The organism is Streptomyces sp. NPDC049040, from assembly GCF_043197715.1.
GTDB lineage: Bacteria > Actinomycetota > Actinomycetes > Streptomycetales > Streptomycetaceae > Actinacidiphila.
The window spans coordinates 606,287-631,886 of the sequence record NZ_JBICTO010000003.1 but is presented as its reverse complement, the minus strand read 5'-3'; the positions used below and the strand labels follow the sequence as shown (position 1 = coordinate 631,886).

Annotated in this window: 25 protein-coding genes, 1 tRNA gene and 2 pseudogenes; 19 read left to right on the top strand and 9 right to left on the bottom strand. The window is 74.2% G+C overall.

What is annotated here, in order from left to right:
* Positions 1 to 45: 45 nt before the first annotated feature.
* The gene (gene fahA / locus ACGFMP_RS12005; protein WP_393671980.1) at positions 46 to 1,281 is read right to left on the bottom strand and encodes a fumarylacetoacetase; all 1,236 of its coding nucleotides are present in this window, start codon (positions 1,279 to 1,281) and stop codon (positions 46 to 48) included.
* A 171-nt stretch (positions 1,282 to 1,452) separates the two neighbouring features.
* Here fahA and ACGFMP_RS12000 point away from each other — a divergent pair, with 171 nt between their 5' ends.
* The 4 genes from ACGFMP_RS12000 to ACGFMP_RS11985 all read left to right on the top strand — a co-directional run bounded on the left by ACGFMP_RS12000 (position 1,453) and on the right by ACGFMP_RS11985 (position 5,036).
* Positions 1,453 to 2,931, top strand: a complete 1,479-nt coding sequence (locus ACGFMP_RS12000; protein WP_393671979.1) for an SDR family NAD(P)-dependent oxidoreductase — start codon at positions 1,453 to 1,455, stop codon at positions 2,929 to 2,931.
* 122 nt (positions 2,932 to 3,053) lie between these two features.
* Positions 3,054 to 4,046, top strand: coding sequence for an aminoglycoside phosphotransferase family protein (locus ACGFMP_RS11995; protein ID WP_393671978.1), 993 nt, complete (start codon positions 3,054 to 3,056; stop codon positions 4,044 to 4,046).
* Between the two features lie 53 nt (positions 4,047 to 4,099).
* Complete coding sequence (locus ACGFMP_RS11990) at positions 4,100 to 4,537, top strand: SRPBCC family protein (protein WP_393671977.1); 438 nt, start codon at positions 4,100 to 4,102, stop codon at positions 4,535 to 4,537.
* Between the two features lie 100 nt (positions 4,538 to 4,637).
* Positions 4,638 to 5,036: a VOC family protein gene (locus ACGFMP_RS11985; protein WP_393671976.1), complete on the top strand. Its 399-nt coding sequence runs from the start codon at positions 4,638 to 4,640 to the stop codon at positions 5,034 to 5,036.
* A gap of 1 nt (position 5,037) precedes the next feature.
* On the opposite strand, the gene ACGFMP_RS11980 is transcribed toward ACGFMP_RS11985, so the two are convergent.
* Complete coding sequence (locus ACGFMP_RS11980) at positions 5,038 to 6,081, bottom strand: LacI family DNA-binding transcriptional regulator (protein WP_393671975.1); 1,044 nt, start codon at positions 6,079 to 6,081, stop codon at positions 5,038 to 5,040.
* 222 nt (positions 6,082 to 6,303) lie between these two features.
* On the opposite strand from ACGFMP_RS11980, the gene ACGFMP_RS11975 reads away from it, so the two are divergent.
* The 5 genes and pseudogenes from ACGFMP_RS11975 (at position 6,304) to ACGFMP_RS11955 (ending at position 9,862) form a co-directional block, all read left to right on the top strand.
* Complete coding sequence (locus ACGFMP_RS11975) at positions 6,304 to 8,049, top strand: multicopper oxidase family protein (protein ID WP_393671974.1); 1,746 nt, start codon at positions 6,304 to 6,306, stop codon at positions 8,047 to 8,049.
* A gap of 70 nt (positions 8,050 to 8,119) precedes the next feature.
* The gene (locus ACGFMP_RS11970; protein ID WP_393672156.1) at positions 8,120 to 9,118 is read left to right on the top strand and encodes a zinc-dependent alcohol dehydrogenase family protein; all 999 of its coding nucleotides are present in this window, start codon (positions 8,120 to 8,122) and stop codon (positions 9,116 to 9,118) included.
* A 58-nt stretch (positions 9,119 to 9,176) separates the two neighbouring features.
* Positions 9,177 to 9,377: pseudogene (locus ACGFMP_RS11965) on the top strand (VOC family protein); the annotation flags it as partial.
* Positions 9,302 to 9,508 (top strand): annotated as a pseudogene (locus ACGFMP_RS11960) (hypothetical protein); the annotation flags it as partial. The pseudogenes ACGFMP_RS11965 and ACGFMP_RS11960, both read left to right, overlap by 76 nt.
* An 18-nt stretch (positions 9,509 to 9,526) precedes the next feature.
* The gene (locus tag ACGFMP_RS11955; RefSeq protein ID WP_393671973.1) at positions 9,527 to 9,862 is read left to right on the top strand and encodes a VOC family protein; all 336 of its coding nucleotides are present in this window, start codon (positions 9,527 to 9,529) and stop codon (positions 9,860 to 9,862) included.
* 44 nt (positions 9,863 to 9,906) lie between these two features.
* On the opposite strand, the gene ACGFMP_RS11950 is transcribed toward ACGFMP_RS11955, so the two are convergent.
* Positions 9,907 to 9,994: transfer RNA gene (locus ACGFMP_RS11950), tRNA-Leu, on the bottom strand.
* A gap of 129 nt (positions 9,995 to 10,123) precedes the next feature.
* On the opposite strand from ACGFMP_RS11950, the gene ACGFMP_RS11945 reads away from it, so the two are divergent.
* From ACGFMP_RS11945 to ACGFMP_RS11935, 3 genes are all read left to right on the top strand, one after another.
* Positions 10,124 to 11,518, top strand: coding sequence for a M20/M25/M40 family metallo-hydrolase (locus ACGFMP_RS11945; RefSeq protein WP_393671971.1), 1,395 nt, complete (start codon positions 10,124 to 10,126; stop codon positions 11,516 to 11,518).
* A gap of 146 nt (positions 11,519 to 11,664) precedes the next feature.
* The gene (locus tag ACGFMP_RS11940; protein ID WP_393671970.1) at positions 11,665 to 11,898 is read left to right on the top strand and encodes a chaplin; all 234 of its coding nucleotides are present in this window, start codon (positions 11,665 to 11,667) and stop codon (positions 11,896 to 11,898) included.
* 125 nt (positions 11,899 to 12,023) lie between these two features.
* Positions 12,024 to 12,833, top strand: a complete 810-nt coding sequence (locus ACGFMP_RS11935) for a chaplin (protein WP_393671969.1) — start codon at positions 12,024 to 12,026, stop codon at positions 12,831 to 12,833.
* Positions 12,834 to 12,887: 54 nt separating this feature from the next.
* On the opposite strand, the gene ACGFMP_RS11930 is transcribed toward ACGFMP_RS11935, so the two are convergent.
* On the bottom strand, positions 12,888 to 13,076 hold the full coding sequence (locus ACGFMP_RS11930) for a DUF5703 family protein (RefSeq protein WP_393671967.1): 189 nt from the start codon (positions 13,074 to 13,076) through the stop codon (positions 12,888 to 12,890).
* 47 nt (positions 13,077 to 13,123) lie between these two features.
* Here ACGFMP_RS11930 and ACGFMP_RS11925 point away from each other — a divergent pair, with 47 nt between their 5' ends.
* Entirely contained in the window at positions 13,124 to 13,732 is a 609-nt protein-coding gene (locus ACGFMP_RS11925; RefSeq protein ID WP_393671966.1) for a hypothetical protein, read from the top strand.
* 44 nt (positions 13,733 to 13,776) lie between these two features.
* Here the strand turns inward: ACGFMP_RS11925 and ACGFMP_RS11920 are convergent, their stop codons facing one another.
* Complete coding sequence (locus ACGFMP_RS11920) at positions 13,777 to 15,924, bottom strand: helix-hairpin-helix domain-containing protein (RefSeq protein ID WP_393671965.1); 2,148 nt, start codon at positions 15,922 to 15,924, stop codon at positions 13,777 to 13,779.
* A gap of 119 nt (positions 15,925 to 16,043) precedes the next feature.
* Positions 16,044 to 17,024, bottom strand: a complete 981-nt coding sequence (locus ACGFMP_RS11915; protein ID WP_393671964.1) for an aldo/keto reductase — start codon at positions 17,022 to 17,024, stop codon at positions 16,044 to 16,046.
* A 128-nt stretch (positions 17,025 to 17,152) separates the two neighbouring features.
* Between ACGFMP_RS11915 and ACGFMP_RS11910 the strand changes: the two genes are divergently transcribed.
* Positions 17,153 to 18,202 carry an LLM class F420-dependent oxidoreductase gene (locus tag ACGFMP_RS11910; RefSeq protein ID WP_393671963.1) on the top strand — a complete coding sequence of 350 codons (1,050 nt, stop codon included), beginning with the start codon at positions 17,153 to 17,155 and terminating at the stop codon, positions 18,200 to 18,202.
* 36 nt (positions 18,203 to 18,238) lie between these two features.
* Here the strand turns inward: ACGFMP_RS11910 and ACGFMP_RS11905 are convergent, their stop codons facing one another.
* Complete coding sequence (locus tag ACGFMP_RS11905) at positions 18,239 to 18,850, bottom strand: hypothetical protein (RefSeq protein ID WP_393672155.1); 612 nt, start codon at positions 18,848 to 18,850, stop codon at positions 18,239 to 18,241.
* A 224-nt stretch (positions 18,851 to 19,074) separates the two neighbouring features.
* Here ACGFMP_RS11905 and ACGFMP_RS11900 point away from each other — a divergent pair, with 224 nt between their 5' ends.
* The 4 genes from ACGFMP_RS11900 to mshC all read left to right on the top strand — a co-directional run bounded on the left by ACGFMP_RS11900 (position 19,075) and on the right by mshC (position 22,611).
* Positions 19,075 to 19,776 (top strand): histidine phosphatase family protein, encoded by a 702-nt coding sequence (locus tag ACGFMP_RS11900; protein ID WP_393671962.1) that lies wholly within the window; start codon positions 19,075 to 19,077, stop codon positions 19,774 to 19,776.
* Between the two features lie 133 nt (positions 19,777 to 19,909).
* Positions 19,910 to 20,500, top strand: a complete 591-nt coding sequence (locus ACGFMP_RS11895; RefSeq protein ID WP_393671961.1) for a DUF3090 domain-containing protein — start codon at positions 19,910 to 19,912, stop codon at positions 20,498 to 20,500.
* Positions 20,464 to 21,282 carry an SCO1664 family protein gene (locus ACGFMP_RS11890; protein WP_393671960.1) on the top strand — a complete coding sequence of 273 codons (819 nt, stop codon included), beginning with the start codon at positions 20,464 to 20,466 and terminating at the stop codon, positions 21,280 to 21,282. Before ACGFMP_RS11895 ends, ACGFMP_RS11890 begins: the two co-directional genes overlap by 37 nt.
* A 99-nt stretch (positions 21,283 to 21,381) precedes the next feature.
* A complete protein-coding gene (gene mshC, locus ACGFMP_RS11885) occupies positions 21,382 to 22,611 on the top strand; it encodes a cysteine--1-D-myo-inosityl 2-amino-2-deoxy-alpha-D-glucopyranoside ligase (protein ID WP_393672154.1) in 1,230 nt (409 codons plus the stop codon).
* A gap of 193 nt (positions 22,612 to 22,804) precedes the next feature.
* Here the strand turns inward: mshC and ACGFMP_RS11880 are convergent, their stop codons facing one another.
* On the bottom strand, positions 22,805 to 23,059 hold the full coding sequence (locus ACGFMP_RS11880) for a DNA-binding response regulator (RefSeq protein WP_393671959.1): 255 nt from the start codon (positions 23,057 to 23,059) through the stop codon (positions 22,805 to 22,807).
* Positions 23,060 to 23,472: 413 nt separating this feature from the next.
* Here ACGFMP_RS11880 and ACGFMP_RS11875 point away from each other — a divergent pair, with 413 nt between their 5' ends.
* Positions 23,473 to 24,477 (top strand): helix-turn-helix domain-containing protein, encoded by a 1,005-nt coding sequence (locus tag ACGFMP_RS11875; protein WP_393671958.1) that lies wholly within the window; start codon positions 23,473 to 23,475, stop codon positions 24,475 to 24,477.
* A 60-nt stretch (positions 24,478 to 24,537) separates the two neighbouring features.
* On the opposite strand, the gene ACGFMP_RS11870 is transcribed toward ACGFMP_RS11875, so the two are convergent.
* Positions 24,538 to 25,533, bottom strand: coding sequence for a PAC2 family protein (locus ACGFMP_RS11870; protein WP_393671957.1), 996 nt, complete (start codon positions 25,531 to 25,533; stop codon positions 24,538 to 24,540).
* Between the last annotated feature and the right edge of the window lie 67 nt (positions 25,534 to 25,600).

Genomic DNA, 25,600 nt, shown 5'->3' with positions numbered 1-25,600 from the left:
AGCACGACCGGGCTCCGGGCGGGCACGGTCCTGTTCCCGGCCGGCTCAGGGCCTTGCGGGTTCGACCCGGCCCGCGACCTCGCCGAGGCCGACCCGCACACCCCCGGGACCCGGCGCGGTCGCGGTGATGACCACCTCGTCACCGTCCTCCACGAAGGCCCGCCGGGTGCCGTCCGGCAGCTCGACGGGCAGTTCCCCGTTGCGGGTCAGCTCGATCAGCGCGCCCACGCCGTCCGGGTGCGGGCCGCTGACCGTGCCCGACGCGAAGAGGTCGCCGGGGCGCAGGCTCGCCCCGTTCACCGTCATGTGCGCCAGCATCTGGGCGTAGGTCCAGTACATCGAGGCGAAGGGCGGCCGGGAGACGGTGTGCCCGTTGAGCCGCAGCTCCATGGCGATGTCCAGGCCGCACGGCGGCTGTGTCGCGCTGTCGTCGAGATACGGCAGCAGCGGGGTGTCCCGCGGCGGCGGCGCCGTGCGCGCGTGGGCCAGCGCGTCCAGCGGGACCACCCACGGCGAGACCGAGGTCGCGAAGGACTTGCCGAGGAAGGGCCCGAGCGGCACGTACTCCCAGGCCTGCACGTCGCGCGCCGACCAGTCGTTGAGCAGGCACACCCCGAAGACATGGTCGTCGGCCGCGGCCATCGGCACCCGCTCGCCGCGCCGTGAGGCGCCGCCCACCACGAAGCCGAGCTCCGCCTCCACGTCGAGCCGCAGCGAGGGCCCGTAGGAGGGCGCCGCGTCGCCCGCCGTCCTGCGCTGCCCGCACGGCCGCACCACCGGCGAGCCGGACACCACGACCGTGCCGGCCCTGCCGTGGTAGCCGATCGGCAGGTGCTTCCAGTTCGGGGTGAGCGGGTCCGCCCCGGCCCGGAAGATCCGGCCGACGTTCAGCGCGTGGTGCTCGGAGGCGTAGAAGTCCACGTAGTCGGCGACCTCGAACGGCAGCAGCAGCGTGACATCCGCCAGCGGCAGCAGCAGCGGCCCGATCGCGGCCCGGTGCTCCTCGGCGGTCAGCCACCCGGTGAGCGCGGCACGCACCCGGGTCCAGGCGGGGCGGCCCGCGGCCAGCAGCGGGTTGAGCAGCGGCGCGGCCAGCAGCCCCGCGACCTCCTGCGGCGCCCCCGCCGCCCGCGCCGCGGCCCCCGCGTCCAGCACCCGGCCGCCGAAGCGGACCCCGATCCGCGGCCTCGGGTCCGCGGCGGTGCGGAAGACGCCGTAGGGCAGGTTGTGCACCCCGAAAGGATCGTCGTACGGCACGGCGAACGGGCTCTCGGCGCTCAACGGACCTCCAGGGCGGGGCGGCGTAAACGCCCCGAGACTACCGCCGGGGCCCGGCCGCCTGGTTTGGAGCTGCCCGCCGGTCAAACGTAAAGTTCGGCTCGAGGCCCGGGGGTGTACCCGGGCGGCCCCGGACCTTCGGGAGTCCGGGCTGACAGGGAGAGCAGCGGCGGGATGACGGCGACAGCGCAGGACTTTCACGACCTCGGACCGGAGGAGGACGCGCCCGGCATCGACCAGGCACGCCTCGAGGTCTGCCTGGCCGTGCTCGCCGAACTCGACGCACTTCCCGTCGACCACCCGCACGCGATCGCCGTCCGCCGCGCCACCGCCGGTGTCTACCGCATGGTCAAGCAGCGCCGCAGGCAGGAGCGCAGGGCCGCCAAGACCGCCAACGACAAGGCCGTGACCGAGGCCACCGCCACCGGCGCCGCCGACCGCATCGACGACGAGACGCTCGGCATCCAGCTCGCCGCCTCGGTCAGCACCGAGATCGCCGGCATCCTGGAGCGCCCCAGGTCCTGCTACGTCTGCAAGACCCGCTACGTCGAGGTCGACGCCTTCTACCACCAGCTGTGCCAGGACTGCGCCCGGGAGAACCGGGCCCGCCGCGACGCCCGCACCGACCTCACGGGACGGCGCGCGCTGCTCACCGGCGGACGCGCGAAGATCGGCATGTACATCGCGCTGCGGCTGCTGCGGGACGGTGCGCACACCACGGTGACCACCCGCTTCCCCCATGACGCGGTGCGCCGCTTCAAGGCCATGCCGGACAGCGACCAGTGGATACACCGGCTCAAGATCGTCGGCATCGACCTGCGCGACCCCGCCCAGGTCGTGGCGCTCGCCGACTCCGTCGCCGCGGGGGGCCCGCTGGACATCCTGATCAACAACGCCGCACAGACCGTGCGCCGCTCCCCGGCCGCCTACCGCGAGCTGGTCGCCGCGGAGGCGGCGCCGCTGCCGGCGGGTGAACTGCCCGCCACCGAGGTCTTCGGCGCCTTCGGCAGCGGAGCGCAGACCGCCGCCGCCCTGCCCTCACCCCGCGGCGAGGCGCTCACCGCCCAGGACGTCACCGATCTCGCCCTGGTCAGCGGGTCTGCCTCGCTCGCCAGGATCGAGGCAGGCACGGCCATCGACGCCGGCGGCCTGGTGCCCGACCTCGACCCGTCCAACACCTGGGTGCAGACCGTCGGCGAGGTCGACCCGGTCGAGCTGCTCGAAGTCCAGCTGTGCAATGTCACCGCACCTTTCGTGCTGGTCAGCCGGCTGCGCCCGGCGATGGCCGCGGCCGCGGCCCGGCGCAAGTACGTGGTCAACGTCTCCGCCATGGAGGGCCAGTTCTCCCGCGGCTACAAGGGCCCGGGACACCCGCACACCAACATGGCCAAGGCCGCGCTCAACATGCTCACCCGCACCAGCGCGCAGGAGATGCTGGACACCGACGGCATCCTGATGACCGCGGTCGACACCGGCTGGATCACCGACGAGCGCCCGCACCCCGACAAGATCCGGCTCGCCGCCGAGGGCTTCCACGCCCCCCTCGACCTGGTCGACGGCGCCGCCCGCGTCTACGACCCGATCGTCCGCGGCGAGCAGGGCGAGGACCTGTACGGCTGCTTCCTCAAGGACTACGCCCCCGCCGCCTGGTGACCGCTGCGCGGCGGCCGCCGCATCCGGGCCGGTGACCCGCCGGCCGGCGTGCGGTGCGCGGCCGGGTTCGGCGGCGGAAAAGTCGATGGCCCGCACCGGGCGCCGCGGGTGAGGATGCCCGGGTGAGCGAAGAACCGGAAGCGGCCGACCTCGCGAACCGCCCGCCGCAGGCCGTGGGGGTGCGTGCCCCCTGGGCCGCGGTGCCCGCGGGACTGCGGGCCGCAGTCGAGGAGCGCCTCGGCGCGCCGGTCGTCGCCGCGGACACGCAGAGCGGCGGCTTCTCGCCCGGCGTCGCCGCCCGGCTGCTCCTCGCCGACGGGCGGCGGGCCTTCGTCAAGGCGGTCAGCGAGGCCCAGAACCCCGAAAGCCCCGGCATCCACCGCAGCGAGGCCCGCAACGCCGCCGGCCTGCCGGCCGCCGTGCCCGCGCCGCGACTGCTCGCCTGCTTCGACCGGGACGGCTGGGTGGTGCTGCTCTTCGAGGACGTCGAGGGCCGTGCCCCCGTCCTGCCCTGGCGGCCCGCGGAGCTCTCCCGCGTGCTGGCCGCGGTCGGCGACCTGGCCGCGCTGCTGACGCCCAGCCCGGTCGACGTGCCGCCCGTCGCGGAGAAGCAGGCCGAGGCCTTCCGCGGCTGGCGCACCATCGCCGCCGACCACGCCGCGGGCCGCGACGACCTGGCGGGCCTCGACCCCTGGGCGGCGCAGCACCTCGGAGAGCTCGCGGAGCTGGAGGCCGGCTGGGCGGCGGGCGCCGCGGGGGACACCCTCGCGCACAGCGACCTGCGCGCCGACAACCTGCTGGTCACCGCGGACGGCCGGGTGGTCGTCGTCGACTGGCCCTGGGCGTGCCGGGCGGCCCGCTGGTACGACCTGCTCCTCATGCTGCCCAGCGTCCGCATGCAGGGCGGCCCGCCCCCGCAGCGGCTCTTCGACACCCACGAGGTCGCGGCGGGCGCCGACCCCGGCGCCGTGACCGCGGTGCTCGCCGCCTTCACCGGCTTCCTGCTGGGCCACGCCCGCCGCCCCGCCCCGCCGGGGCTGCCGACCCTGCGCCCCTTCCAGGCCGCGCAGGGCCGGGCGGCACTGGACTGGCTGCGCACCCGTACCGGCGGCTGACCGCCGGGGTGTCGCAGCCGTCCCGTCTCCCGGCCGCCGGTAGGCTCGGCCGGGTGGCCAGGTTCGTGATCGAGCGCCGTACGGCCCTCCCGCCGGCCGAGGCCTGGCGGCGGCTGACCGCGTGGGAGAACCACAGCGGAAGCGTCCCGCTGACCCGCATCACCGTCCTGACCCCGCCCCCGTCGGGTGCCGGCACCGTCTTCGTCGCGCGCACCGGCCTGGGCCGCGCCTCCTTCGCCGACCCCATGCGGGTCGAGGCTTGGCAGCCGCCCACGGCGGACGGCGGCCCCGGCCGCTGCCGGCTGGTCAAGACCGGGCGGACCGTCATGGGCTGGGCGGAGATCGCGGTGCGCGCGGACGGCGCGGGCTCCCGCGTCCGCTGGGAGGAGGAGCTGCGGGTGCGGTGGCTGCCGTACGGCGCGGGCGGCGTCACCCGGCACGCGGGCCGGCTGGTGTTCGGCCGCGTGGTGGACACCCTGCTGGCCGGCTGACCGGCGGCGCACCGCCGGCGGGCGGCACCGATGAGTTCCGTGCCGCCCGGGGGTCTACCCCCGCAAGGCGCGCACCACGACCAGAGCAGAGGTGGAAAGCATGTCGAGCAAGATGTTCGTCAACCTCCCGGTGAAGGACCTGCCGAGGTCCATGGCCTTCTTCGAAGCCCTCGGCTTCACCTTCGACCCGCGGTTCACCGACGAGCGGGCCGCCTGCCTGGTGGTGTCGGAGAGCAACTTCGTGATGCTGCTGACGGAGCCCTTCTTCGCCACGTTCACCGACAGGGCCCTCGCGGACACCGGAAAGGCGACCGAGGCGATCATCGCGGTGTCGCAGGACACGGCCGAGGAGGTCGACCGGATCGGCGACGCCGCGGTCGCGGCGGGCGCGCGGCCGGCGAAGGTCACGGAGGACGCGAGCCCGATGCACACCCGCAGCTTCCACGACCCGGACGGCCACCACTGGGAGGTCTTCCACATCCCGGCGCCCCCGGCCTGACTCAGCGCGCGGGCGGCGGCGCGCAGCTGTCACGCACGACCAGCTCGCCGGCGACCTCCACCCGGGTGCCGGGCGGCTGCCCGCCGCCCAGCATCCGCAGCACCATCCCGACGGCGAGCGCGGACATCTCCGCCAGCGGGGTGCGCACGGTGGTCAGCCGCGGGGTGACCCACTCGGCGAAGGGCAGGTCGTCGAAGCCGACGACGCTGACGTCCGCGGGGACCCGCAGCCCGAGCGCCGCCGCGGCACGGTAGGTGCTCAGTGCCTGCTGGTCGCTGCCGGCGAAGACGGCGGTCGGCGGGTCAGGCAGCCGCAGCAGGTCCAGGGCGTGCCGGTAGGCGGGTCCGTTGGTGAAGTCGCCGTAGCGGACCAGCGCCGGGTCGTACGGCAGCCCGGCCTCCTCCAGCGCCGAGCGGTAGCCGTCCACCCGGGCCCGGGAGGCCAGCCGGTCCGGCGGGCCGCCGATGACGGCGATCCTGCGGTGGCCGAGCCCCACCAGGTGCCGGGTGGCGGCCAGACCGCCGGGCCAGTTGGTGGCGCCCACCCACGGCACCCCCGCGGGCGGCTCCTGGACCGGGGCGATCAGCGCGAACGGGATGCCCAGGGCGCGCAGTTCGCGGTGCGCGTCCTGGTCGAGACCCGGCACCACCAGGACGGCGCCGAGGGTACGGCGGGCGGCGAGCGAGTCCAGCCAGCGCCTGGCGGGTCGCCCGCTGCCGTGCGCCGCCGAGACGACCAGGCCCATGCCGACCTCGTCCAGCGCCTCCTCGGCGCCGCGGATGAGCTCCACGGCCCACTCGCCGTCCAGCTCGTTGACCACGAAGTCGATCAGACCGCCGGGTGCAAGCGCGCCGGCGGCCGGGCCGCTCCTGCCCGGGTAGCCGTGCTGCACCAGCAGCCGCTGCACCTTCGCCCGGGTGCGGGCGGCGACGTCGGAGCGGTCGTGCAGCACCTTCGACACGGTGGACACGGAGACGCCCGCGGCCTGGGCGATCACCGCCAGCGTCCTGCCGCCCGGCGCCTGGTCCTCACCTGTGCCGGCCATGGCACCACCCCCTCGCCGCCGAACGTACCTCCCCCCGCCCCAGGGCGTGCCCCGACCCCGCCGCTCGCGCCGGTCGGCCGCCGTCCGGGGGGCCGCGATACGCGGTGGACGGCGCCGCGGCACCCCTGCGGTGCGGCGCCGCGTGGCCCGACACGGGTGAAATGGTTGACGTTGCGTTATATGTCTGTTTATCGTCAAGCGCGCCGACCCCGAGGAGCCCGCATGCCGCACGGCCCGTCCCGCCGCTCCCTGCTCGCCGCCGGAGGACTCGGCGCCGCCGGCGTACTCGGCGGATTCGGCGGACCGAACACGCCAGGCGCCGCCGCCGCGGCCGCGCTGACCTTCGCCTCGCCGCGCCTGACGCCCTACGTCGACGAACTGCCCGTGCCGCCCGTGCTGACCGGGGACCGCACGATCGCGATGGCCCCGGCCGCCCACCGCTTCCACCGGGACCTCGGGATCGCGCAGACCTGGTCCTACGGCGGGCAGCCGTACTTCGGGCCGACCGTCGAGGCGCAGCGCGACCAGCCGGTGTCGCTGACCTTCGGCAACGGCTTCGACGCCGGGCACCTCTTCGCCGCCGACATCGACCCGACGCTCGAAGGCGCCTCGGAGCTGGACAGGACCCGGCCGCGCACCTCGGTGCACCTGCACGGCGCGGTCACCCCGCCGGAGGCCGACGGCCACCCCGAGCACAGCTTCAGGCCCGGCGGCAGCATGACCTACCGCCACCCGAACGGGCAGGAGGCGGCGCACCTGTGGTACCACGACCACGCGATGGGCATCACCCGCCTCAACGCGGTCGCGGGCCTGGCCGGCATGTACCTGCTGCGCGACGCGTACGACACCGGCACGGCGGGCAATCCGCTCGGGCTGCCGAGCGGCGAGTTCGAGGTGCCGCTGACGCTCGCCGACCGCCGCTTCAAGGCCGACGGCTCGCTGAACTTCCGCACCACCCGGGGCGTCCCGCAGGGGCACTGGGAGGGCGGGACGTTCGGCGACCTGATGACGGTCAACGGCGTGGTGTCCCCGTATCTGCCGGTGGCGCGCGGCCTCTACCGCTTCCGGGTGCTCAACGCCTCCAACGCCCGCGCCTACCGGCTGTTCTTCAGCAACCGGATGTCCTTCTGGGTGGTCGGCAACGACGTCGGGCTGCTGGACGCGCCGGCGCAGACCGCCGCCGTACGCCTGGCACCCGGCGAACGCCTCGACCTCGTCGTGGACTTCGGCACCCTGGCCGCGGGCGACCAGGTGGACCTGACCAACGACCAGCAGGAGTCGGCCGCCGTGGTGGCCGCCACCGGCGTGGTGCCCACCGCGGACATCATCCGCTTCGTCGGCACCGGCGTCCGCGGCTTCACCGCGCTGCCGCCCGCCCGGCTGCGCGGCGGACCGGGCCTGCCGGCGCCGCTGCCCGCCCTGCCCGCCACGGGCACCGTGACGCGCAGGACCGTCACCCTCACCCCGGCGACGGCCGCCGGCTGGCCGCCCGCCGGCATGACGATGAACAACCTGCGGTACGGCGACGGGCCGATCCTCACCCCGCGGCAGGGCACCTACGAGCTGTGGGAGGTCGTCAACGCCTCCTCCTGGGCGCACCCCATGCACCTGCACCTGGTGCACATGCGGATCGTCGAACGGCAGCGCTTCGACGCGGCCGCCTACCGCCAGGCCGACCCGCGCCCGGCGCCCGGCACCTCGTGGTCCCCGTCGGCCGACCCGTTCCTGCAGGGCCCCGCCCTGCCGCCGCTGGCATGGGAGGCGGGCCCCAAGGACACGGTCGGCTGCCCGCCCGGCATGGTCACCCGGGTGCTGGTCCGCTTCCCCGCCGCCGCCGAACTGGGCTTCGACCCCGACGCGTCCTTCGCCGCCATGGACGGCATGCGGCTCCAGGGCTACGTCTGGCACTGCCACATCCTCGACCACGAGGACGACTGCATGATGGCCCGCTACCGCCTGACCGGCTGAGCGCCGGGCGATTGCCGGGGGCACCGGCCGGTCCCATGCTGGACATATGGCGCCCGACGACATGGAGCGGATGCGCGGCTGGGCGGTGGGCACACCGGGACCGGCCGCGGGCGGACCGCTGGTGCCGGTGCACCGGGAGGTCGGCGACCCAGGCCCCGGCGAGCTGCTGGTGCGGGTGGAGGCGTGCGGGGTGTGCCGCACCGACCTGCATCTGGCCGAGGGCGACCTCGCCCCGCACCACCCGTCCACCGTGCCAGGGCACGAGATCGTCGGGCGAGTGCTCGCCACCGGCGACGGGGTGACCCGCTTCACGCCCGGCGACCGGGTCGGCGGCGCCTGGCTGCGCGGCACCTGCGGGGTGTGCCGCTACTGCCGGGCCGGCCGGGAGAACCTGTGCCCCTCCTCGGTCTACACCGGCTGGGACGCCGACGGCGGCTTCGCGGAGCGCACCGTGCTGCCCGCCGACTACGCCTACCCGCTGCCCGGCCAGGACGACCCGGCGCAGCTCGCGCCGCTGCTCTGCGCCGGCATCATCGGCCACCGGGCGCTGCGCCGCAGCAACCTCCCGCCGGGCGGCCGGCTCGGCATCTACGGCTTCGGCGCCTCGGCCCACCTGGCCGCCCAGGTCGCGCTGGCCGAGGGCGCCACCGTCCACGTGCTGACCCGCTCGGCGGCCGCCCGCGACCTCGCCCTCGCGCTGGGCGCCTCCTCCGCCCGCGACGCCTACGACGAACCGCCGGAACCCCTCGACGCGGCCGTGCTCTTCGCCCCGGTCGGCGACCTGGTCCCGGTGGCACTCGCCGCCCTCGACCGCGGCGGCACCCTGGCCGTGGCCGGCATCCACCTCAGCGACATCCCGCCGCTCGACTACCAGCGCCACCTCTTCCAGGAGCGCGACCTGCGCAGCGTCACCTCCAACACCCGCGGGGACGGCACCGACTTCCTGGCCACCGCGGCCCGCATCGGCCTGCGCGCCACCGTCACCCGCTACCCCCTGGACGCCGCGCCCCGCGCACTCGCCGACCTGGCGGCCGACCGGGTCAACGGCGCCGCCGTACTGGTGCCGTGACCTGACGGCGCCGTTCGCGGCGGCCCGCTGGCGACGCGGCCGCGTCCCTGGCAATACGGTGGCCGTGTACGTACGACGCGCCGCCCGGTCCCGGCGGCGCGGCGGGCAGGGGGAGGGAAGCACGGTGGCAGAGCTGACGGCTGTGGTGTTCGACGCGGCCGACGTACCCGCGCTGGCGCGGTTCTGGGCGGCGGCGCTGGGCTGGCGGGTGGCCGCAGACGGATCGGCCGTGCGGCCGACCGGCGGGGGAGTGGAGCTGCGGTTCACCCGGTCCTACCGGGCCATGGAGGGCAAGAACCGGCTGCACCTCGACCGGCGGGCGGCCCCGACCGGCAGGCGCGGGTCGCACGGCTGCTGGCGCTCGGCGCGCGGCGGGCGGACATCGGGCAGGGCGAGGTGCCGTGGGACGTGCTCGCCGACCCCGAGGGCAACGAATTCTGCGTGCTGCCCCGGCACCGCGGCCCCGCGGACGCCACGCTCGCGCAGATCTGCCTCGACGCGGCCGATCCGGACGCGCAGGGCCGCTTCTGGTCGGCGGCGACCGGCTGGTCCGTGGTGGAGCGGGCCGGGTGGGGCGTGTGCCTGCGCGACCCCGAGGCCGCGGGGCCCGCCCTGGTGATGGGGCCGCCCGCCACCCCGAAGACCGGCCGCAACCGGCTGCGCCTGCTGCTCGGCCCCGACGGCCCCGCGGTCCCCGCCGACCCGGAGGGCAACGAGTTCGAGGTGGAGCGGTCCTGGCCGTGAAGCGCGGGAAATGCAGAAGACCCCTGGTGAACAGGGGTCTCAGCTGGTGTCCGAGGGGGGACTTGAACCCCCACGCCCGATAAAGGGCACTAGCACCTCAAGCTAGCGCGTCTGCCATTCCGCCACCCGGACGGGTGTGACGACACGGCCTCGTGGCCGTGGCGACGGGGTAAACCATAGCAAAGATCAGGGGGTGCCGATCACCGCGAGCGGGCGGCGCGGGCGGTCGGGCCTTGGGGGTCGCGGGGGGCGGGGGGCAGGATGGGAGAGGCATCCGGCCGTGCGGCGGGCGGGTGGGCGACGAGGAGGAGAGACAGCGTGAGCGAGTCCAGGCCTGGCAGTGCGGACAGCGGTGTGATCACGGGCGAGGACGAGGTCGTCGACCTGTGCAGCGAGCTGATCAGGATCGACACCAGCAACTACGGTGACCACTCGGGGCCCGGTGAGCGGGCCGCGGCCGAGTACGTCGCGGAGAAGCTGGCCGAGGTGGGGCTCGATCCGCAGATCTTCGAGTCGCACCAGGGCCGGGCCTCCACGGTGGCCAGGGTCGAGGGGGTGGACCGCTCCCGGCCGGCGCTGCTGATCCACGGGCACCTCGACGTCGTCCCCGCGAACGCCGACGACTGGACCGTGCACCCCTTCTCCGGCGAGGTCGCCGACGGGTGCGTGTGGGGCCGCGGTGCCGTCGACATGAAGGACATGGACGCGATGACCCTCGCGGTGATCCGCGACCGCCTGCGCAGCGGCCGCAAGCCGCCGCGGGACATCGTGCTCGCCTTCCTCGCCGACGAGGAGGCCGGCGGCACCTACGGCGCCCGCCACCTCGTCGACAAGCACCCCGGCCTGTTCGAGGGCGTGAACGAGGCGATCGGCGAGGTCGGCGGCTTCTCCTTCACCGTCAACGACGATCTGCGGCTCTACCTGATCGAGACCGCGGAGAAGGGCATGCACTGGATGCGGCTCACCGTGGACGGCACGGCGGGCCACGGGTCGATGACCAACAAGGACAACGCGATCACCGAGCTGTGCGAGGCGGTCGGCAGGCTCGGCCGGCACGAGTTCCCGGTCCGCGTCACCAAGTCCGTCCGCGGCTTCCTCGACGAGCTGTCCGACGCGCTCGGCACCGAACTCGACCCGGAGGACATGGAGTCCACGCTCGCCAAGCTCGGCGGCATCGCCAAGATGATCGGCACCACCCTGCGCAACTCGGCCGCCCCGACGATGCTCGGCGCCGGCTACAAGGTGAACGTCATCCCCGGGCAGGCCACCGCCCACGTCGACGGGCGCTTCCTGCCCGGCTACGAGGACGAGTTCCTCGCCGACCTCGACCGGATCCTCGGCCCGCGCGTCAAGCGCGAGTCGCTGCACAGCGACAAGGCCGTGGAGACCGACTTCGACGGCGCCCTGGTGGACGCGATGCAGACGGCCCTGGTCGCCGAGGACCCGGGGGCGCGCGCGGTGCCGTACATGCTCTCCGGCGGCACCGACGCCAAGTCCTTCGACGACCTGGGCATCCGCTGCTTCGGCTTCGCACCGCTGCGGCTGCCGCCCGAGCTGGACTTCGCCGGGATGTTCCACGGCGTGGACGAGCGCGTCCCGGTGGACGGACTGCGCTTCGGGGTGCGCGTGCTGGACCGCTTCATCGAACACAGCTGACCGGTCGGTCGTGTGTACCCGTACCGGTGGTCTCCTTCGCCGGTACGGGTGAACGGCCCGATGCTTTCGTAGCTCTATTCCTCAGGGGTCGTTACGACGGTGTGGTCCGCAGGCTGGGCCGCACTTGTCCATGAGGAGGAAATAGAATGATCAAGAAGGTTGTCGCCGCTGCGGTCGCCACCGGCGGTCTCGTGCTCGCGGGTGCGGGTATCGCCGCTGCCGACTCCGGCGCCCAGGGCGCCGCGGTGCAGTCCCCCGGCGTGCTGTCGGGCAATGCCGTCCAGGTCCCCGTGCACGTCCCGGTGAACGTCTGCGGGAACACGGTCACCGTGATCGGGCTGCTCAACTCCGCCTTCGCCAACACCTGCGTCAACGCCTGACACCCGCCGCGGCCGCGCCGACGGCGCGGCCGATGCCGGTTCGGCCCCGGACGCACCCACCTGCGTTCCGGGGCCGCTCGCCATTTCCAGGATCCCTGAAAAGCAGGGGAAGGTTAGGGGAAGCAATGCGACAGGTCGCGAAAAAGGGCCTGCTCACCGCAGTGGCCACCGGCGGGGTGCTCGCCGCGACCGGCGGTCTGGCATACGCCGACGCGGGCGCGTTCGGCGCCGCCGCCGACTCGCCCGGCGTGGCGTCGGGCAACCTGGTCCAGCTCCCGGTGCACGTGCCGGTCAACGCGTGCGGCAACACCGTCAACGTGGTGGGCCTGCTGAACTCGGCGTTCGGCAACCACTGCGCCAACGTCTCCGAGCACCAGGGCGGCGGCGGCTCCGTCGCGCGGGGCGGCGCCCACGGATCGCCGGGTGTCGGCTCGGGCAACGTCGTCCAGGCCCCCGTGGACGTGCCGGTCAACGCGTGCGGCAACGCCGTGACGGTGATCGGCGCGCTGAACTCGGCGTTCGGCAACCACTGCGCCAACGTCTCCGAGCACCAGGGCGGCCACACCCGCACGCCGGGCCACCCCGGTCACCCGGGCCACCCGGGCACGCCAGGACACCCCGGCACACCCGGTACTCCGGGTACGCCCGGCACCCCGGGGACTCCGGGCAACCCGGGTACCCCCGGGACTCCGGTCACGCCCGGCAACCCGGGTACGCCCGTCACTCCGGGCACACCCGGAAACCCCGGCAATCCGGGCATGTCGGGCAACCCCGGCACTCCGGTGTCGAACGTCACACCGTCGACCCCCCGCAGTGGCGGCGACACCCTCGCGCACACCGGCGCCGACGGCATGGCTCTCAGCTCCTTCGCCGCCGGTGCGCTGCTGCTCGGCGGCGCCCTGCTCTACCGCCGCGGCCGCGGCGCCCGGGGCTGATCGGGCCTGAGCCCGTGCGGCGGCCCACGCCAGGGCCGCTCGGTGCGGGTCACCTCACCAGGTGGCCCGCACCTGACGGATGATCCGGCGCCGCAGCCTTACGCGTCTGCTCCCGTCGGGATAGAGGCGGAGCCGGTCGATCTCCCAGTGCCCGTACTCCGCCTCGTCGGTCAGCAACCGTGTCGCGTCCTTGCGGGAGACCCCACGCGGCACGTGGATCTCCCTGAATTCGTATTCCGGCATCGCATCTATTGTGCAAGCAACGCCCCGGTGCGGATAGCGTCTGCCTCATGTCTGATGACGTGCAGCCCACGGCGGCCGAGGTCCGTGCCGCAGTCGAGGCGGTCAAGGCCGCGCTCGACCGGCATCTCGACGCGATCGAGAAGCGCAGCGGCGAGGACGACCCCGCCGTTCACGAGGCGTTCGAGGCGCTGGCCTCGGCCGCCGAGTCGTATGACGAGTTGCTGTACGACGCCTACGACGAGGTGACCCCGCTCGAAGTGCCCACCGGCGGCTCGATGCCGGAGTACGAGGGTCCCGAGGAGCCCGAGGCGATCAGCGTGCTGATCCGCCGCGACTACACGGTCGTGGCACCCGACCGGCTCTTCTCACAGGCCAGACATGCCAGCGAGGACACCGACGGGTCGGCGACGGCGACCGTCAACGCCGCGCTCGGGGTGATCTTCGGGGAGTACGAGCCCGACGAGATCGCCCAGCGGCACAAGGACTTCGGCTTCGAGGAGGGCGACTCCACCGTGTGGGTGTCCGCGGTGGAGCCCGCCGAGCCCGGGGAGTGGCTGGACGCGCCCTTCGACCAGGCCGACCCGCACCTGGTGGTGTGCCGCTTCGACGTCAGCGCGGTCTTCGACGACGAACTCGGCGTCCTCGACCCCGACTGAGCCTGCCGACGGCGGCCCCGGGGTGCGCCCCCGGGGCCGCCGCGTCACGTCTGGGCGGTCAGCTCGCGCAGCACCGACGTCAGCCGGGTGGTGCGCCCGGCCGCCGGCGGTCCCGCCACGGCCTGGGCCAGGGCCTGGTCGCCGCCCCGCACCACCGACAGGTGGCGCTCGCCGCGGCCGAAGGCCGTGTAGACCCAGGAGCGGGTCAGCAGCGGTCCCGCGTCGCCGGGGACCACCACCACGGCGGCGGGCCAGCGCATCCCGGCCGCCTGATGCCCGGTCACCGCCCAGCCGTGCCGTACGGTCGCCGCCACGTCCTCGCGGGGGACCAGTACGGATCCCCGCTCGCACTCCAGCCGCAGGCCCTCCGGCTCGGCGCCGGTCACCGTGCCGGGCAGCGTACGGCCGGGCACCGGCACGTGCACGACCCGGTCGCCGGGGTCGAATCCGCCGAAACGGCCGGGTCCCGGATTGAGGCGCTCCTTGAGGGCGGCGTTGAGCGCACGGGTGCCGACCGGGCCGCCGTGGCCCGTGGTGACGACCTGGATCTGCGCCCCGCCGACACCGAACGCCCGCGGCACCGAGTCGGCGACCAGCTGGACCGTGCGGTGCACGGCCTCGCGCGGGTCGCGCACCGGCACCACCACGACCTCCTTGTCCGGCGCTTCCACGGCGGCCAGCTCGCCCTCGCCGACGCAGGACACCAGCTCGCCGATCGGCCCGGGGTCCGGCGTACGGGACACCACCCGAGGGCAGACCCGGGCCGCCAGCAGGTCGGCGAAGACCCGCCCCGCGCCCGCGGACCACAGGGCGTGCGGGTCGCCGCTGAGCACCAGCCGGGCGCCGTCGGGCACCGACTCCACGAGCGTGGTGGCCTCCTCGACGGACAGCTGCGGGGCGTCGAGCACGGCCAGCAGATCGAGGTCGAGGCTGCCGTCCGCGGACCGCCCGGGGCCTTCGGCGCCGGAGAGCAGCCCGTCCACCGTCACGGCCGCGTCGTCGCCGAGCGCGGCAGCGAGCCTGCGGCGGCCGTTCACCGTGTACGCGGCGGCGTACCCGCGCAGGCCCGCCGCCCGAGCCGCGGCCACCAGCGCGACCGGCTCCGCGCGGGCCGCCTCGCCGCCGGAGTGCACGACCAGTCCGCTCGCCGCCGCGGCCTTGATCAGCTCGGCGGCTGACGGCGTCGGGGCGGCCGTGGCCGACCAGTCCGCGCCGTCCCCCTCGAAGGACCGCAGCAGGCGGAAGAAGCCCTCGGCGAGGCTCTCCTCGGCCATCGCGTAGCGGTCGAGGCCCAGCAGCAGCGGTACGTCGGCGGCGCCTTCCTCGTCATCCTCACCTTCCTCGCCCTCCCGGAAGACCAGCACCTGGCCGTCGGTGACGGCCGCCGTGACGGCGGCCTCCGGGTCGGGCAGGGCGTAGCCGCGCAGCGCGGTGTGCAGGTCTGCGGGTGCCAGCGCGGTGTGGCCGCGTACGGCGGCGTCCTCCAGCACCCGGGCGACCAGCGCACGGGCCCGCCGCTCGTCGCCCGGCCCGCACGCGTCCCCGAGCAGCCCGCGCGCGAACGCGTCACCCTGCTCCACCCGCACCCCGCCGACTCCGAGCACCAGCCACGGGTCGTCCCGCAGCTCGGCCGCGGCCCGCTCCCCGAGCAGCCGCACCACGCCTTCCGCCAGCTCTGCGGGCGCACCGCCCTCGGCCAGCACCGCGGCGGCCGCCGCCACGGCCCCGGCGTCCACCGGCCCGCGGCCGGCCGGGCCCGCACCGCCCGCGTGCCTGCCCGCCCCCGCGCCCGGGTCGCGGTCCCGGGTGCCGGCTCCTGCGCGCGCGGCGGCCGGTGCATCGGTGTCCCGGTCCCCGGCGGGGCCCGGCGGCTGTCCTTCGGCCTGGGGCGACGCGGCCGTGGCTCCAGAGGCGCTCCCGTCGGCCCGCGCGGCGTCCGCGTCCGAATCGCCTGTGACGCCCGGCGGCTGCCCGCCGGGGTCCGCTTCCGCAGTGGCTGCCGGACCGGCCTCGGCGGCCGCCTCCGGCCCGTCCGCGCCGCCCGGCTGCGGGGTGCCGGTGTCCGCCGCCTCGGCCGCCTGGAAGGCCGCCGCTTCGGCGGCCATCGCCTCGCGGCGCTTGCGCCGGGCCTCGGCGGCGTCACCGCGCGGCGCAGGAGCCGCGGGGCTCTCGCCGCGTTCGATGGAGCGCATGGCCGCCGCGAGGCCGGCCAGGTCAGCCGGCGGGCGGTTCGAGGGCGCGGCGGGCGGGGTGGCGGCGGGCCCCGCGCCGGGCGGGCCGGCGGGGGACCCCGCGGGAGGCGGGCTGGCGTTCAGAGCGTGCTCCAGTCGTGGTCCGGGTAGCGGTGCAGCGGCGCCGACACGTCGTCCAGCGCCAGGCAGATCTCTTCCGGAAGCGTAAGCGCCTCCACCGACAACGCCGCCGTGAGCTGCTGGGCGTTGCGCGCGCCGAGCAGCGGGGCGGTCACGCCGGGCCGGTCGCGTACCCAGGCGAGGGCCACGTGCAGCGGGGACACGGCGAGCCCGTCGGCCGCTATGGCCACCGCGTCCACGATCAGGCCCGCGGTGTCGTCGAGGTAGGGCGCGACGAAGGGCGCCATGTCCTCCGAGCCGCCGCGGGAGTCCTGCGGTGTGCCGCCGCGGTACTTGCCGGTGAGGACGCCGCGGCCGAGCGGTGAGGAGGGCAGCAGCCCCAGGCCGAGGTCCATCGCCGCGGGCAGCACCTCGCGCTCCACACCGCGCTGGAGCAGCGAGTACTCCATCTGCGTGCTGGCCAGTGCGGTGCGCCCGGAGCCCGCGAGCTGCCAGGTCGCGGCCTTGGCGAGCTGCCAGCCGCAGAAGTTGGACACCCCGACGTAGCGGGCCCGGCCCGAGCTGACCGCGATGTCCAGCGCCTGGAGCGTCTCGTCGAGCGGGGTACCGGGATCGAAGGCGTGCACCTGCCACAGGTCGACGTAGTCGGTGCCGAGCCGCTGGAGCGACGCGTCGAGCGCCGACAGCAGGTGCCCGCGCGAGGTGTCGAACCGCCGGTCCGGGTCGGGAACGCTGCCCGCCTTGGTGGCGATCACCAGGTCGGAGCGCGGCACCAGGTCCTCGATCAGCCGCCCGAGCAGGTACTCGGCTCCGCCGTCCGCATAGACGTCTGCGGTGTCGACCAGCGAACCCCCGGCGTTCCAGAAGGTCTTGAGCTGGTCGGCGGCGTCGCGTTCGCCGGTGTTGCGCCCCCAGGTGAGCGTGCCGAGCCCGAGTCGGGACACGCGCAACCCGGTACGGCCGAGGTGCCTATGCTCCATGGGCGTTGAGATTACTGCCCGCACCGTCCCCATGGGCGGCAGTGACGTACCTGACAGGCCTCCGTGGCGGCACCGCGCGCTACAGTCCGGGGGACAGAGACGTTACTGACCAGTACAAGGGGAGCGCCATGAAGCTCGGGATCAACCTCGGCTACTGGGGTGCCGGCATGGATTCTGACAACCTCGCCGTGGCCCAGGAGGCCGACCGGCTCGGCTACTCCGTCTGCTGGGCCGCCGAGGCCTACGGCTCCGACGGCCCCACCGTGCTGTCCTGGGTGGCCGCGCAGACCGAGCGGATCGACGTCGGCTCCGCCATCTTCCAGATCCCCGCCCGCACCCCGGCGATGACCGCGATGACCGCCGCGACCCTGGACTCGCTCTCGGGCGGCCGCTTCCGGCTGGGCCTCGGGGTGTCGGGACCGCAGGTCTCCGAGGGCTGGTACGGCGTGAAGTTCGACAAGCCGCTGTCGCGCACCCGTGAGTACGTCGAGATCGTCCGCAAGGCGATGGCCCGCGAGCGGCTGAGCTACGAGGGCGAGCACTGGACGCTGCCGCTGCCCGGCGGCCCCGGCAAGCCGATCAAGCTGACCGTGCACCCGCAGCGCGAGCACATCCCGCTCTACATCGCCGCCATCGGCCCGAAGAACCTGGAGCAGACCGGCGAGATCGCCGACGGCGCCCTGCTGATCTTCCCCTCCGCCGCCCACCTGGAGGACACCGCGCTGCGGCACCTGAGGGCCGGCCGCGAGAAGGCCGGCCTGACGCTGGACGGCTTCGACGTCTGCCCGACCCTGCCGCTCGCCGTCGGCGACGACGTCTCCGGGCTCGCCGACCTCTTCCGCCCGTACACCGCGCTGTACGTCGGCGGCATGGGCAGCCGCAAGCAGAACTTCTACAACCAGCTGGCGCAGCGGATGGGTTACGAGAAGCAGGCCGCCGAGATCCAGGACAAGTACCTGGCGGGCGACAAGGAAGGGGCGGCGGCGGCCGTGCCGCAGGAGCTCATCGACTCCACCTGCCTGCTCGGCCCGGTCGCCAGGATCGCCGACGGGATGCGCGCCTACGCGGACGCGGGCGTCACCACCCTGACCCTCGCGCCGGCCGGCTTCGCGCTCGAGGAGCGGGTGGCGGGACTGCGGGCGGGTGTCGAGGCGCTGGAGCTGGCAGGACTGGCCTGAGAGCCGGGCGCGCGGCGGCGCGGGACGGGCGGCGGATCAGCTGGGGACGAGCCGGCCAAGCAGCCGGCCGAAGGCGATCAGCCGGGCTATCTGCCCCGCACCCCCGTCGTCGAGCGACTTGCTGAACCGGAAGGCCTCCGGCCGGAATTTCGCCGAGGCCACCGGCAGCGGCGAGTCGGGGTCGGCCTGCACCGCGCTCAGCTCGTGCGGCATCGCGGTGGCCAGCACCAGGTAGACCCCGCGGTCGATGCGCTGCCCCAGCTCGTCGTGCCCGACCAGGGTGCGCATCCCGACATGCCCGATCGAGTCCAGCGGCAGTACCTGCACCGACGAGTCGAGCACCGTACCGCCGGGCGCCTTGGCGTCGGCCAGCTCCTCGCTGTGCCACAGGATCAGCCGCCGCCCGTCGCACACCGCGGCCTCCTGCCAGACCGACGCCCCGGCCTCGGTCAGGTCCACCACCCGCTCCAGGGTGAAGCCGCGCACCCGGCGCCTGCCCAGCACTCCCTCGATGGCGTCCAGCGCGACGTCCGCGTGCAGGAAGTACACCTCCGCGGCGTCCTCCAGCCGACCGTAGGGAGACCAGTCGGTGCCGGCGGGGCGCGCCCCGCTCGCAGCCGGGCGGCTCCTCGTCGCCTTGCTGAACATCTCCACCCGCTTCGCGATACCGACTCCCGAGGCCCTCTCGACCTCTGCTGCACCTTACCCAGGGGGCGGTACGCCGGGACCTATGCCGGGGACAGCGGATCGCAGGAATATCGCATGAGCGGCGAAGGGATCCGGCGGCCGTGGTGGGGGCTCGGGGGGATCATCCCCGCCACGGCCGTCACCCAGCACAACGGACCCGGCGCGGAAGGGTTACGGTGGCGGACATGCCCACCGCGATCCTTGTCCGGCACGGCCGGTCCACCGCCAACGCCGAGGGGGTGCTGGCCGGCTGGAGTCCGGGCGTCGCCCTGGACGAAGCAGGCCGGGCGCAGGCCACCGCGCTGGCCGCCCGGCTGGCCGCGCTGCCCCTCGCCGCAGTCGTCAGCAGCCCGCTCCAGCGCTGCCAGGAGACCGTCGGCCCGCTGCTCGACACCCGTGCGGGCCTGCCGCTGCACACCGACGAGCGGATCGGCGAGTGCCACTACGGCGACTGGACCGGCCGCAAGCTGGCGGAATTGGCCGACGAGCCGATGTGGACCACCGTCCAGCGGCACCCCTCGGCCGCGGTCTTCCCCGGCGAGGGCGGCGAGTCGCTGCGCGCCATGCAGGCCCGCGCCGTCGACGCGGTCCGCGACTGGAACGCGCGGATCGAGGCCGAGCACGGCTCCGACGCGCTGTACGTGCTGTGCTCGCACGGCGACATCATCAAGTCGCTGGCGGCCGACGCGCTCGGCCTGCACCTGGACCTCTTCCAGCGGATCAGCACGGAGCCGTGCTCGGTCACCGTCATCCGCTACACCCCGCACCGGCCGTTCCTGCTGCGTCTCGGCGACACCGGAGACCTCGCGGCCCTCGCCCCGCCGCCCGCCGCGCCCGGCGCGGCCACCGACGACGCGGTGGTCGGCGGCTCCACCGGCGCCCCGTGATCAGCTTCCGCAGTAGGGTGGTGGCCACACCGCATCGACGGTGACGGCGCCCCCCGCACCGCCTTGGCACCACAGCCACTCGCAGTACGGATACGCACACCAAAGACACGCAGCCGAGCAAACGGAGCAGGACGTGCCCCGCCAGGTCTTCTTCTACGAGCACCCGGACCGTTTCGTGGCCGGGACGGTCGGCCAGCCGGGCCAGCGTACGTTCTTCCTGCAGGCCACCGCCTCCGGCAGGACCACCAGCGTGGCCCTGGAGAAGACCCAGGTGGCCGCGCTGGCCGAGCGGATCGACGAACTGCTCGACGAGGTGGTGCGGCGCAGCGGCGGCAATGCCCCGGTGCCCGCGGTCGCCCCCACGGAGATGCACGACACCGCCCCGCTCGACGTCCCGGTCGAGGAGGAGTTCCGGGTCGGCACCATGGCCCTGGCCTGGGACGGCGCCCACGACCGCATGGTCATCGAGGCGCAGGCGCTGGTCGAGCTCGCGGGCGAGGACGACGACGACCTGGAGGCGGCCGAGGAGGAGATGCTCCAGGACGACGAGAACGGCCCGCCGCTGCTGCGGGTGCTGCTGACCGGCGCCCAGGCCCGCTCCTTCGCCAAGCGCGCGCTCGACGTGGTGTCGGCCGGCCGGCCGCCGTGCCCGCTGTGCAGCCTCCCCCTGGATCCGGAAGGACACGTATGCCCGCGTCAGAACGGGTACCGGAGGTCGGCCTGAGCGCCACCGCGGTGGCGCTGACCGACGGTGAGCTGACCGTGCGCGGCCAGGTGCGCGACGCCTCGAACGCGGTGCTGTACTGCGAGGCCGCCCACGAGGGCCGCTCGCTGGCCTGCGTCTACAAGCCTGTCGCCGGGGAGCGCCCGCTGTGGGACTTCCCCGACGGCACCCTGGCACAGCGCGAGGTCGCCGCCTTCCTGGTCTCCGAGGCCACCGGCTGGGGTCTGGTGCCGCCTACGGTGCTCAGGGACGGGCCGTACGGCGAGGGCATGGTGCAGCTGTGGATCGAGGCCGAGCCCGACGACGGCGCGCTGCTCGCCCTCACCGAGGACACCGAGCCCGCGGCCGGCTGGAAGGCCGTGGTCGAGGCGGAGGTGGCCGACGGGCGCACCGCGCTGCTGGTGCACGCCGACGACCAGCGGCTGCGCAGGCTCGCGGTGCTCGACGCGGTCATCAACAACGCCGACCGCAAGGGCGGCCACCTGCTGCCGGCCGCCGGCGGGCGGCTCTACGGCATCGACCACGGCGTGACCTTCCACACCGAGGACAAGCTGCGCACCCTGCTGTGGGGCTGGGCGGGCGAGCCGCTGCCCGCCGAGGCCGTGACCGTACTGACCGGTCTCCGCACGGCGCTGGAAGGGGAGCTGGGCGAGCGGCTGCACACGCTGATCACCACGGCCGAGACCGACGCGGTCAGGGCGAGGGTCGGCCGGCTGCTGGAAACCGGGGTGCATCCGGGCCCCGGCGGCCAATGGCCGTCCATACCATGGCCGCCGGTGTGACCCGGTCCCGGCACCGGATGTGACGCGTCCGGCCGTCGCCGGGGCGAACGCGCTGCTCCCGGTCGTTTGCCGCGGGACCGGACGGTTAATCTCATGTATATGCATGCCTGGCCCGCTTCCGACGTCCCCGCCCTTCCCGGCACCGGACGCCCTCTCCGTCTCCACGACTCCGCGACCGGTGGCCTGGTGGCCGTCGAGCCCGGACCGGTCGCCCGCCTCTACGTCTGCGGGATCACTCCCTACGACGCCACCCATCTGGGGCACGCGGCCACCTACAACGCGTTCGACCTCGTACAGCGCGTGTGGCTCGACACGAAGCACCAGGTCCACTACGTGCAGAACGTGACGGACGTCGACGATCCGCTGCTGGAGCGGGCCAACGCCACCGGTGAGGACTGGACCGCGCTCGCCGAGCGCGAGACCACCCTCTTCCGCGAGGACATGACCGCCCTGCGGATGCTGCCGCCCACCCACTACATCGGCGCCGTCGAGGCCATCCCCGGCATCGTGCCGCTGATCGAACGGCTCAGGGACGCCGGGGCCGCCTACGAGCTCGACGGCGACACCTACTTCTCCGTCGAGGCCGACGCGCACTTCGGCGGCGTCTCCCGTCTCGACGCCGCCGCGATGCGCGTGCTGTCCGCCGAGCGCGGCGGCGACCCGGACCGCCCGGGCAAGAAGAACCCGCTCGACCCGATGCTGTGGCTGGCGGCCCGCCCCGGCGAGCCCAGCTGGGACGGTGCCTCGCTCGGCGCCGGGCGGCCCGGCTGGCACATCGAGTGCGTCGCCATCGCACTCGACCACCTCGGCATGGGCTTCGACGTGCAGGGCGGCGGTTCCGACCTGGTCTTCCCGCACCACGAGATGGGCGCCTCGCACGCCCAGGTGCTCACCGGCGAACACCCCTACGCCAAGGCGTACGTGCACGCCGGGATGGTCGCGCTGCACGGCGAGAAGATGTCGAAGTCGAAGGGCAACCTGGTCTTCGTCTCCACGCTGCGCCGTGAGGGCGTCGCGCCCGCGGCGATCCGGCTGGCGCTGCTCGCCCACCACTACCGGGCCGACTGGGAGTGGACCGACGCGGTGCTCGACGAGGCGCTGGCCCGTCTCGGGCGCTGGCAGGCCGCGGTGTCCTGGCCGGACGGGCCGCCGGCTGACGCGCTGGTGGAGGAGATCCGCGCCGCGCTCGCCGACGACCTCGACGCGCCGGGCGCGCTGGCCGCTGTGGACCGCTGGGCCGCGGCCCAGCAGGCGGAGGGCGGCACCGACACCGGCGCGCCCGGACTTGTCTCGCGCGCGGTGGACGCCCTGCTCGGCGTGGCGCTCTGACCGCCGCCCTGTCCTGACGGCGGCCCCGTCGAAGGGGCCGCCCTCGGACGGAACGTCGGAAGGGCGGCCGTCGCCTGTCTCCAGTGCGATGGTCGCCCTTCCGTCCCCCCCTCCCCGGGATCCACTCCGAGGACCCGAACCCCCCCACGGGTCCTCGGAATCCCCCCGGAGGATCCCCCGGCTTGTCAGGAGCTCACTGGCGCAGGCCGGTGAGCTCCCTGGCGTGCCCTGAGAGGTCCTGGGCAGCCAGCAGATTGAGTTCCGCCACCTTGAGTCCGAGTGCGAACCGGCCGGAGACACCGAGGCTGTCCATCATGTGGCAGATGCGCCGCTGAATGGTCCGGTGCCCGCGTGACAGCTTTCTCCCTATCGTCGCGTCGGAAAGTCCGTCGCGCATTAAGGCAAGAATTCGGAAATCCACGTCGTCCATGCGGTCGTTGATTGTCATGATCCCCCCCCGGGGAAATTCCAACGGAATCGAAACGCTTCATGATAACCCACGACCCACGGCCGCCGCTTGAGATGGCGTGGAGAATGCCTGTTCGGCACGTCAGGAGCGGATGCGGCAGATACGCGGCGGAATGCCCACATCTACTCCTTACGTACGGTCCGTGTGACTCGTGACGGCCGGTGGTATGCCCGGCCGATTTCCCCGGCCGGTCAACCGGAACCTCCGGCGCCGCCCGACCCCTAGAGAGTGGCAGGCCGCCGCGCGAACGCTTTGACATCGAGTGCACAAGACCTTGACGATCCGTGGACGGTGGAGGGCGCGGGTGTGAGGGAACGCTCGTTGCGCCCGGCCCGCCGTCGGCGGCAGGCTTCTCGCACAGCGACCATCGGAGGACGAGGTTGATCAGGACGGTGTTCCGCAGCGAAGACCTCCCACCGGAGGAGCGGTTGGCCCGGTTCGACGAACTCCAGACCGTCAGCCCGCACTCGATGCGGGTGCGCAGCGACGAGGCCCTGGGCTTCCGGGCCACCGCGCGGGAACTCGACCTGCGATCGGTCAACGTGGTCGAACTGACCTGCACCTCGGCCGTGGTGTGGCGCACGTCCAAGCTGATCCGCGCGTCGGACCCCGACCTGTACTCCGTCGTCTTCTCCCGCACCGGGGGCCTGGCGGTGTCACAACTGGGACGCGAAGCGGTGCTGGGCGCCGACGACTTCGCCGTGTACGACAGCTCCCGGCCCTTCGACGTGCGGATCGCCGCCGACCGGCGGAGCACCGTGACGCTGACCCGAGTCCACGTGCCCAGGGCCCTGGTGGCGCTCCCCGCGCACAAGGTCGACCAGATCCTGGCGGTCCCGCTGTCGGCCCGTCAGGGGCTCGGGACCCTGCTCACGCAGTTCTTCACCACGCTGACCGCGGACACCGCCCCCTACGGGCCGGCCGACATCCCGCGGCTGGGCAACGTGGCACTGGAACTGCTGACGTCGACGCTCGCCCACCATGTCGACGCCGTCGACCGGGTGTCGCCCGAGCCGCACGGCCATGTGCTCTTCCTGCGCGTCCAGAAGTTCGTCCGGCAGCACCTGCACGATCCGCAGCTGACGCCCGCGGTCATCGCCGCGGCGCACCACATCTCGGTCAGCTACCTGCACCGCCTGTTCCAGGCGCACGACACCACGGTCTCCGCGTGGGTGCGCGTCCAGCGGCTGGAGCACGCCCGCCGCGAACTCGGCCAGCCCGCCATGCGGTCGGTGCCCGTCCACCGCATCGCGGCCCGCTGGGGCTTCAACGACCACGCCACCTTCACCCGGGCCTTCCGGGCCGCCTACGACATCCCGCCGAAGGACTACCGGCACCACGCGCTCGGTGTGCCGCAGGAAGAGAGCGGCTCCGCGGCGAGGGCGGTCGGTTCCTGAGGACGGGACCCGGCTCGGGCACCACCCGAGCCGGGCGCACCCGCCGGGGCGGTCACGCCCTCAGGCGGCCCCGTCGTCGTCCCCGCGGTCCGTGCCCTCGTCCTCGTCCTCGCCGCCGTCCGCGGAATCCTTTTCCTCCGGCCTGGGCGGCCTGCCGAGGTCGCGGAATTGCGGTACGCCGTCCGCGCCCTCGCTCGCGTAATCCCCCGGCTGCTGCGGATCGCGGCGCCGCAGATAGCGCTCGAATTCCTTGGCAATGGCCTCGCCCGACGCTTCCGGCAATTCCGCGGTGTCCCGCGCCTCCTCCAGCGTCTGCACGTATTCGGCGACCTCGCTGTCCTCCGCGGCCAGCTGGTCGACGCCGACCTGCCACGCCCTGGCGTCCTCCGGCAGCTCGCCCTGCGGGATGCGCAGGTCGAGCAGGTCCTCCAGCCGGTTGAGCAGCGCCAGGGTGGCCTTCGGGTTGGGCGGCTGCGAGACGTAGTGCGGCACCGCGGCCCACAGGCTGACCGCGGGGATGCCGGCGTGGGTGCAGGCCTCCTGGAGGATGCCCACGATGCCGGTGGGGCCCTCGTAGCGGGACTCCTCGAGGTTGAGCGCGGTGGCCAGGTCCGCGTCCGAGGTGACCCCGGTGACCGGGACCGGGCGGGTGTGCGGGGTGTCGCCGAGCAGCGCGCCGAGCACCACGACCATCTCGACGCCCAGTTCGTGCGCGAAGCCCAGGATCTCGTTGCAGAACGACCGCCAGCGCATGCTGGGCTCGATTCCGCGGACCAGTACCAGGTCGCGGGGCTTGGGCGTCTGGATCCTGACCACGGAAAGCCGCGTGGTCGGCCAGGTGATCTTCCTGACGCCGTCCTCCATCCACACCGTGGGCCGGTTGACCTGGAAGTCGTAGTAGTCCTCCGCGTCCAGCGCGGCGAAGACCTCGCCCTTGAACTCCCGGTCCATGTGCCCGACCGCGGTGGAGGCTGCGTCCCCGGCGTCGTTCCAGCCCTCGAACGCGGCGACCATGACCGGATCGATCAGCTCGGGTACCCCCTCAAGCTCGATCACCCGGCGCCTCCTTCCGGCCGGCCGGGGTGCCGTCCCCTGACCGGCTGCTGCTTTCCTGCTCTTTCTG

Bases quoted from the DNA above. Each gene is read 5' to 3' on its own strand.
- ACGFMP_RS12000 (WP_393671979.1), top strand. From the start codon at position 1,453: ATGACGGCGACAGCGCAGGACTTTCACGACCTCGGACCGGAGGAGGAC.
- ACGFMP_RS11985 (WP_393671976.1), top strand. From the start codon at position 4,638: ATGTCGAGCAAGATGTTCGTCAACCTCCCGGTGAAGGACCTGCCGAGG.
- ACGFMP_RS11980 (WP_393671975.1), bottom strand. From the start codon at position 6,081: ATGGCCGGCACAGGTGAGGACCAGGCGCCGGGCGGCAGGACGCTGGCG.
- ACGFMP_RS11975 (WP_393671974.1), top strand. From the start codon at position 6,304: ATGCCGCACGGCCCGTCCCGCCGCTCCCTGCTCGCCGCCGGAGGACTC.
- ACGFMP_RS11970 (WP_393672156.1), top strand. From the start codon at position 8,120: ATGCGCGGCTGGGCGGTGGGCACACCGGGACCGGCCGCGGGCGGACCG.
- ACGFMP_RS11945 (WP_393671971.1), top strand. From the start codon at position 10,124: ATGGGAGAGGCATCCGGCCGTGCGGCGGGCGGGTGGGCGACGAGGAGG.
- ACGFMP_RS11940 (WP_393671970.1), top strand. From the start codon at position 11,665: ATGATCAAGAAGGTTGTCGCCGCTGCGGTCGCCACCGGCGGTCTCGTG.
- ACGFMP_RS11935 (WP_393671969.1), top strand. From the start codon at position 12,024: ATGCGACAGGTCGCGAAAAAGGGCCTGCTCACCGCAGTGGCCACCGGC.
- ACGFMP_RS11930 (WP_393671967.1), bottom strand. From the start codon at position 13,076: ATGCCGGAATACGAATTCAGGGAGATCCACGTGCCGCGTGGGGTCTCC.
- ACGFMP_RS11925 (WP_393671966.1), top strand. From the start codon at position 13,124: ATGTCTGATGACGTGCAGCCCACGGCGGCCGAGGTCCGTGCCGCAGTC.
- ACGFMP_RS11920 (WP_393671965.1), bottom strand. From the start codon at position 15,924: ATGCGCTCCATCGAACGCGGCGAGAGCCCCGCGGCTCCTGCGCCGCGC.
- ACGFMP_RS11915 (WP_393671964.1), bottom strand. From the start codon at position 17,024: ATGGAGCATAGGCACCTCGGCCGTACCGGGTTGCGCGTGTCCCGACTC.
- ACGFMP_RS11910 (WP_393671963.1), top strand. From the start codon at position 17,153: ATGAAGCTCGGGATCAACCTCGGCTACTGGGGTGCCGGCATGGATTCT.
- ACGFMP_RS11905 (WP_393672155.1), bottom strand. From the start codon at position 18,850: ATGTTCAGCAAGGCGACGAGGAGCCGCCCGGCTGCGAGCGGGGCGCGC.
- ACGFMP_RS11900 (WP_393671962.1), top strand. From the start codon at position 19,075: ATGCCCACCGCGATCCTTGTCCGGCACGGCCGGTCCACCGCCAACGCC.
- ACGFMP_RS11890 (WP_393671960.1), top strand. From the start codon at position 20,464: ATGCCCGCGTCAGAACGGGTACCGGAGGTCGGCCTGAGCGCCACCGCG.
- mshC (WP_393672154.1), top strand. From the start codon at position 21,382: ATGCATGCCTGGCCCGCTTCCGACGTCCCCGCCCTTCCCGGCACCGGA.
- ACGFMP_RS11880 (WP_393671959.1), bottom strand. From the start codon at position 23,059: ATGACAATCAACGACCGCATGGACGACGTGGATTTCCGAATTCTTGCC.